The 6,901-nt window shown below is 44.5% G+C and carries 9 protein-coding genes and 1 pseudogene; 5 read left to right on the top strand and 5 right to left on the bottom strand.

What is annotated here, in order from left to right; genetic code table 11:
* Nucleotides 1-956 precede the first annotated feature (956 nt).
* Nucleotides 957-1,457: a LysR substrate-binding domain-containing protein gene (locus Q1M25_RS07035; RefSeq protein ID WP_300483337.1), complete on the bottom strand. Its 501-nt coding sequence runs from the start codon at nt 1,455-1,457 to the stop codon at nt 957-959.
* A 27-nt stretch (nt 1,458-1,484) separates the two neighbouring features.
* Nucleotides 1,485-1,859, bottom strand: coding sequence for a LysR family transcriptional regulator (locus tag Q1M25_RS07030; RefSeq protein WP_300483334.1), 375 nt, complete (start codon nt 1,857-1,859; stop codon nt 1,485-1,487).
* A 114-nt stretch (nt 1,860-1,973) separates the two neighbouring features.
* Here Q1M25_RS07030 and Q1M25_RS07025 point away from each other — a divergent pair, with 114 nt between their 5' ends.
* The 3 genes from Q1M25_RS07025 (at nt 1,974) to Q1M25_RS07015 (ending at nt 4,014) form a co-directional block, all read left to right on the top strand.
* A complete protein-coding gene (locus Q1M25_RS07025) occupies nt 1,974-2,225 on the top strand; it encodes an alcohol dehydrogenase catalytic domain-containing protein (RefSeq protein WP_300483331.1) in 252 nt (83 codons plus the stop codon).
* Nucleotides 2,226-2,271: 46 nt separating this feature from the next.
* Nucleotides 2,272-2,838 (top strand): zinc-binding dehydrogenase, encoded by a 567-nt coding sequence (locus Q1M25_RS07020; RefSeq protein ID WP_300483328.1) that lies wholly within the window; start codon nt 2,272-2,274, stop codon nt 2,836-2,838.
* A gap of 135 nt (nt 2,839-2,973) precedes the next feature.
* Nucleotides 2,974-4,014 carry an LLM class flavin-dependent oxidoreductase gene (locus tag Q1M25_RS07015; RefSeq protein WP_300483325.1) on the top strand — a complete coding sequence of 347 codons (1,041 nt, stop codon included), beginning with the start codon at nt 2,974-2,976 and terminating at the stop codon, nt 4,012-4,014.
* Between the two features lie 37 nt (nt 4,015-4,051).
* On the opposite strand, the gene Q1M25_RS07010 is transcribed toward Q1M25_RS07015, so the two are convergent.
* The 3 genes and pseudogenes from Q1M25_RS07010 to Q1M25_RS07000 form a co-directional block, all read right to left on the bottom strand.
* Entirely contained in the window at nt 4,052-4,186 is a 135-nt protein-coding gene (locus Q1M25_RS07010; protein WP_300483322.1) for a hypothetical protein, read from the bottom strand.
* A 253-nt stretch (nt 4,187-4,439) separates the two neighbouring features.
* Nucleotides 4,440-4,679: pseudogene (locus Q1M25_RS07005) on the bottom strand (transposase); the annotation flags it as partial.
* A gap of 151 nt (nt 4,680-4,830) precedes the next feature.
* Entirely contained in the window at nt 4,831-5,817 is a 987-nt protein-coding gene (locus tag Q1M25_RS07000; protein ID WP_300483320.1) for a GlxA family transcriptional regulator, read from the bottom strand.
* On the opposite strand from Q1M25_RS07000, the gene agrD reads away from it, so the two are divergent.
* Together agrD and Q1M25_RS06995 are read left to right on the top strand one after the other, a co-directional pair.
* Nucleotides 5,776-5,895, top strand: coding sequence for a cyclic lactone autoinducer peptide AgrD (gene agrD / locus Q1M25_RS09535; protein WP_367275824.1), 120 nt, complete (start codon nt 5,776-5,778; stop codon nt 5,893-5,895). The two genes, Q1M25_RS07000 and agrD, sit on opposite strands and share 42 nt — an antisense overlap.
* A 19-nt stretch (nt 5,896-5,914) precedes the next feature.
* Nucleotides 5,915-6,766, top strand: a complete 852-nt coding sequence (locus Q1M25_RS06995; protein ID WP_300483316.1) for an MBL fold metallo-hydrolase — start codon at nt 5,915-5,917, stop codon at nt 6,764-6,766.
* Nucleotides 6,767-6,901: the final 135 nt, after the last annotated feature.

Genomic DNA, 6,901 nt, shown 5'->3' with positions numbered 1-6,901 from the left:
TTATTTATAATTTTATGAAATTCTAACTAATTTTTAATAATATGGAAATGTTTTTAGATTTAATCAAACAGGGGAGGGAAGGTAGATAGATTATTGAACCATCCCCAAAAGGGTCAGGCACTGACGGCCGTAATGTTTCTAACAATACTTATTTATTGGGTAACTCAGGATGTTTGGTATGATTACCAAAAAGAATTAATGGACGCAAAAGCACTTTTTGGCTAATGCTTTAGGTGGAACAGAAGATGTTGGTCAAAAAGATGTCCTAAATCCGTTAGGGGACATAGGTAGCATGAAAAAAAGAAACAAAACCGTCGTAAAACCATTCGTTATCATGAGAATTTAGTGTGTATCAATAGATAAAAAGGCCATCTGAAAAATTTCAGATGGCCTTTTATATTTGAATTCTGTAAGTGATTGTACAACTAGAAGAAACAGGATTTAACAGGCTAAAATACTAGTATTATTAATTTAACATAATATAAATTAATTTCCTTTTCCCTATTCTTCTACAAATTCCGCTGTTTTGTTCCTATATGTCAGATGAGAATTAATGATACTCTAGAGAGTGTGCTCATAGTACTCCAATTTTTAGTATAAAATCAATAGGTTTTAAGCTGCTTAATTTTACTATGACTCTACCACTGAATTAATGAAGTTGCGGACTGTTTTTTGCTTTTCAGACGACCTTATGGTTTAAAGAGGTCGTCTGAAACCCTAAAAAGCAGTAGGTAGGCTTGGTTAATCAATCAGATGCTTTAGAAAAATGAAACGGTTTGTTGGGTCTCAACCCAAGCTAGGCTTGCTCAAACAACTGCGTAAATCAGGTGCATTTTGATGAAATTATGGCGGGGAGTTATATTTTTGATGAGCAAAAAAGTCAATCCTACATGATGTTGAAAGCGGTTGAGGATAAGCAATCGTGAGACAAAATGGCAAGATGAACTCACCATTTTTTATGCTTGAACTATTTTCGCCAATAAAATCTCTTTTAGCCTATCATACACCCACATTACCCGCTCCGCAACGATCGTTTGATATGGTCGGTATAAATAAAGCTGCCATTTTTGTTTTTCAATTTCAGGGAAGAGTTCCACCAATCGGCCGTTTTTCAAATAGGGATCACAAACGCTGTTTATAAGATAAGAGCAAGAGCGTCCAGCTAGCACCGATTGCAGTTCACTTTGCACATCTGAAGCGAAGAAAATAGTGTGGTTTGGCATAAAGCGTTGTTCAGCGTTGATTTGCCATTGCCAAATGCGATTCAGTTTAGGATTAATCAAACCACTCAGCGGATAATTTTGGGCTAAATCTTGCAAATCTTTAGGGAAATCTAACCGCTTGAGCAAGGTTGGGGAGGCGACAATTTTTTCCGAAAAAGTGCAGATATGCTGCGCCACCCAATCCAGCTCAGGTTCTTGGCAAATTCGCAAACCAATGTCAATTTGGTCATCCACACTTTTGAGCTTATCAATTCCCACCCGCTAATCAATCACAATGTCGGAGTAGGGCTCAAGTGCGGTCAATAATTCAAACAGAATTTCATCGTTATAAGGCATTGGCGGCAGGGTAATCCGCACCACACCTTGCATTGCTTTTTCTTTTACATTGTTTTTAGCAAATAGCCGTTCGCCTTCCGCCAAATATTGCGTCGCTTTCGGCAAAAATTGTTCGCCAAATTCAGTGAGCTTGATGTTTTGCGTGTTACGTTTGAACAAACTTTCACCTAATAAGGCTTCGAGATCGGCGATCATTCTTGTGACGACTTGAGGCGAAACGGCGAGCCGCTGGGCGGTTTCACGAAAATAAAAGGTTTCGGCAGCGGAGCAAAAATAGCGAAGGGCTTCTAGTTTATTCACTATTATTCCTTTTTTCAGAATAGTTTATTCTTATTTTATTAATTTTTTCAGTCAGAAAAAGCCTCGTATAATAAGGGGCAATAAAGACCTATTTATCGAGGAAACCCAATAAAAATGCAACAAATCAATATGAAAACAACAGGCACGCCCGATGTGCTTTTTATCGAAGAAACGGAAATGCCCCAACCACAAGCGGGCGAGATTTTAGTGAAAGTCGCATATGCGGGCGTCAATCGCCCCGACATTATGCAACGCCAAGGCTTATACCCAATGCCGAAAGGGGTTACGCCCATTATGGGCTTAGAACTTTCAGGAACGGTTGCTGCTATCGGAGAAGGTGTAACGGCATTTAAACCGGGTGAATAAAGTCTGTGCCTTAACCGATGGTGGTGCTTATGCTGAATATTGCATCGTGCCTGCTACGCAAGCCTTGCCGATTCCAAAAGGCTATTCTTTGCTTGAAGCTGCAGCATTGCCCGAAACTTTGTTCACCGTGTGGGTGAATTTATTTATGCACCAACAAGTTAAATCAGGCGAACGCTTACTTGTTCATGGTGGTACGAGTGGCATTGGTATCACCGCACTCACGCTTGCCAAAGGCTTAGGCATTGAAACCTTTGCCACTGTGGGCAATGAAGAAAAAACAGCCGTCATCCGTCAGCTCGGCGGCACACCAATTAACTACAAAACCGAAAACTTTGCGGAGGTGCTAAAACAACAAGGTGGCGTAGATGCCGTGTTGGATTTGGTTGGTGCTAGCTACTTCTCAGGTAATATCGACAGTCTTCGCCAAAACGGACGATTATTTTTAATTGGCTTTATGGGCGGCAACATCGCCGAAAACGTGGATTTATTGACGATTGCCTTAAAACGTATCCACATCACTGGCTCAACCATGCGTAGCCGCACCAAATTAGAAAAGGCAGAAATCACCCAATCCTTACGCAACGAGCTCTGGGAAAAAACTCGGCAATGGTGAAATCGGCAAACCGATTATTCATCAAGTATTTGATTTTAAAGACGTAGCAAAAGCCCATATAGAAATGGACAAAGGTACGCATATTGGGAAAGTGATGTTGGATTTCACTTTGCTCAATCAATAAGGAGAAACACCATGAAACTTTCCATTCTCAATCTTGCCCCTGTTCGTGAAGGGCAAACTTATTTGCAAGCAGTCGATTCGATGGTGAATCTTGCAAAACACGCGGAGCGCATTGGCATTGAGCGCTATTGGATTGCTGAGCATCATAATATGAAAAATTTGGTGAGTTCAGCGACCGCACTTTTAATTCAACATACGCTAGCCAATACGAAGACCTTGCGCGTTGGCTCGGGCGGCGTGATGTTACCGAATCATTCGCCTTATGTGGTGGCCGAACAATATGGCACACTGGAGACGCTTTATCCAAACCGTGTTGAACTCGGTTTAGGACGTGCGCCAGGAACTGATATGCAAACGGCTGCGGCACTTCGTCGAGGACGAAAAAGTCTGGATTTCCCTGCGGAAATTGCGGAACTTCGCGGTTACTTTAAAGATTCTAACCCGGTTTCTGCATATCCTTCTGCCGGCTTGAATATACCGTTTTATATTTTAGGATCTAGCACTGAAAGTGCCTATCTTGCGGCAGAACTTGGCTTGCCTTATGCATTTGCTTCACACTTTGCGCCACGCATGATGGAAATAGCGGTGGAGATTTATCGCAAAAACTTCAAACCTTCTACCTATCTTGCTGAGCCTTATGTCATCTTAGGTGTGAACGCGATTGTTGCAGAAACCGATAACGAAGCGAGACAACTCGCGACGACGCAAACACTATTTTTCTTAAATGTGGTCACTAACGCGCAACAAAATTTACAACCGCCTTTGGCATCAGAGGAAGATGTTTGGAAAGCCCAAATGCACGCCCAAAAGAAACCGCACTTTGGCCCAGTCGATTTCGAGGAAATCTCGATTTACAACCAAGAGCGTGCGGTAGTGGAACAAATGACCGCTTGTTCGCTTATTGGTAGTCCTGAAAGTGTGGAATTTCAACTCAAGCAACTGCGTGAACGGGTACATTTTGATGAAATTATGGCGGTGAGCTATATTTTTGATGAACAAAAACAAGCCCAATCTTATACGATGTTAAAATCGATTGTGGATAAGCAATCGTGATAAAAACATGGCGAGATCATCTCGCCATGTTTTATGCCTAAACCATTTTCGACACCAAAATCTCCTTCAACTTGTTATGCCCCCACACCACTCGCTCGGCAACAATCGTTTGATATGGTCGATATAAATAAAGCTGCCATTTTTGTTTTTCAATTTCAGGGAAGAGTTCCACCAATCGGCCGTTTTTCAAATAGGGATCACAAACGCTGTTTATAAGATAAGAGCAAGAGCGTCCAGCTAGCACCGATTGCAGTTCACTTTGCACAGATGTATAGACTGAGACCTTTGCAAAATTCCTTTTCCCCCGACAGTCGAAACCTAAACACAGGTTTTCGGCTGTTTTTGTTTCAAATATCCACTGATTCTACTCAAATACCCCCTTAATCCTCCCCGGACACCCGATAATCAGGCACCCGGGCCGCCTTTTAGGCGGCAACAGGCGCACTTAGCCTGTTGGCGACTTTCAACAGGTTCAAACACATCGCCTTCAGATGGCTTTGCGCACTCACTTTGAGCAGACCAAAATAGGCTGCCCGCGCATAGCGGAATTTACGGTGTAACGTACCGAAGCTTTGTTCGACCACATAACGGGTCTTCGACAAATATCGGTTACGCTTCGTTTAAGCTTCCGCCAGCGGACGGTTGCGGCAGGCTTGTCGCATTATGTGGGGAAAATTAGATGGAAATTATTGGTGTGGGTAAGGGTGGGAAGGGTTTACCTGTTGAGGCCGTCTGAAAAGTACAGGCTGCTTTTTGGGTTTTCAGATGACCTCCAAAGCAGCCTGCACGCAGGTGTTTTGGATTGACTAACGCGAGCTATCTGCCAAATACTTTCCGCCAGGCATTCGGATTGATTTTAAACTTGGCTTTGAACTGCAAACGTAGGTTTGCCGCGCTGCCGAAGCCGCTTTGTTCGGCGATGCGTTCTATCGGCAAATCCGTATTTTCCAATAAATCCTGCGCCTGCCATAGCCGCTCTGTTGTGAGCCACTCACCGAAATTCATGCCTGTTGCTTGAGAAAAATGGCGGATAAAGGTTCGGCGGGAAACGGCTAATTTTTTTGCTAAATCGTCCAAGCGGTATGGGGTCGCAAGGTTTTGGCGCAGTTCTTCCAATAAGTGATTGATTTTGTCATCGGCGGTACGACGTTCGACAGGTCGGTGGATAAACTGTGCCTGCCCGCCTTCGCGGTGTGGTGCCGCAACCAAGGTACGGGCAAGGTCGTTGGCAATGGTTGCACCGTGGATTTTGCGGATGAGGTACAGACAGCAATCCAGCCCACCCGCCGCCCCTGCCGATGTTAAAAAGTTGCCGTCTTCCGCATATAGGCGATTGGTATCCAGATGAATTTTAGGGAAACGGCGGACAAAGTCGTCTTCGGCAAGCCAGTGGGTCGCGGCGGTTCTGCCGTCTAAAAGTCCTGTGTAGGCAAGGGCGTAAGTGCCGTAACATAGGGCAGTGATATGTGCACCACGTTGTACTGCTTTCTGTAAATGTGCGCTCAACTCGGGTGTCGGGGCTTCTTCAATATTGCGCCAGCCTGCGATGACGATGATGTCGGCTTCTTCCGTCAAATCCAAGCCGCCGTGTACGGGAATGCTTGCGCCCAGTGCCGTAATAACGTCTTTGCTGTCATCGGAACAGATTTTCAGGTCAAAGAGCGGATTGTCCCGATAGGTCGTCTGAAAAACAGAAAAGGGAATGTTGAAGACAAAATCATTCATGCCCGATTGAGCATATAGCACGATTTTGGGGACAGTTTGATTTTGGCGAAACTCGTTACGCTCGTTTTCAGACGACATTTTGGCACTATCCTTACGTTTATTGGCAATATTGCCTATTTTAGCCGATGCACCTGCTACTTAAAATACGCTCCATGATTTTTTAAGGAGCAACATCATGAAATTCAAGCAATTTATTCTTGCCACTGTTTTGGGCGCGACAGCTTTTTCCGCTTGGGCAGCCGATTCATACCAACATATCCGTAACGCTACTGCCAAGGTCGAATATGCGGGGCAGACGTTTTTGATTGACCCGTTTTTTACCCCCAAGCACTCCATGAACGGCTTTGCCGGCACGTTCAACAGCCAAGCCAAAATGCCGCTGGTCGGGCTGCCGATGAGCGTGAATAAAATTTTGGACGGTGTGGATGCAGTCATCGTTACCCATACTCACGAAGACCATTGGGACGAAACCGCCGCACGTTCCATTCCGAAAAACCTGCCCGTATATGTGCAGCACCAAGCCGACGCGGCAAAAATCCACAGCCAAGGCTTTACTGATGTACGCGTGTTGAACGGCAGCGCTGTCTTCAACGGCGTAACCATCAGCAAAACCGGCGGCGTACATGGTACAGAAGCCATGTATGCCAACCCTCAGCTAGCCGAAATATTAGGTGATGCAATGGGTGTGGTATTCCAAAGCAGCGGACATAAAACCGCTTATATTATGGGTGATACTGTGTGGACGGCAGATGTAAACAAAGCATTGAACCGCTACAAACCCGATTATCTGATTATGAACACGGGCTACGCGCTGATTTCAGGCATTTCAGACGGCATTATTATGGGGACGGCTGATGTATTAAAAGCCAGCCAAGTCATGCCTAAAGCCAAAATCATCACCGTACACATGGATACCGTGAATCATACCGCCGTCAGCCGCGCCGATATGCGTAAATTTATACGCGGTCAAGGCATTGAAAGTCGTGTGAACGTTCCGGAAGATGGAGAGACTGTGAGGCTAGATTGATAAGCGATCATCGTTTAAAGAGAATTTGTAAAAATACCTGAAAACCTGACCGCACTTTCACATAAAAAAGCCGTCTGAATTTTCAGACGGCCTTTGATTTCTTGCTTTATTCTCCAAATACTGCCCGATCGAAAC

This window comes from uncultured Neisseria sp. (assembly GCF_951230505.1).
Lineage (GTDB): Bacteria > Pseudomonadota > Gammaproteobacteria > Burkholderiales > Neisseriaceae > Neisseria.
The sequence above is the reverse complement of the archived record's forward strand: the minus strand, read 5'-3'. Positions and strand labels throughout refer to the sequence as shown.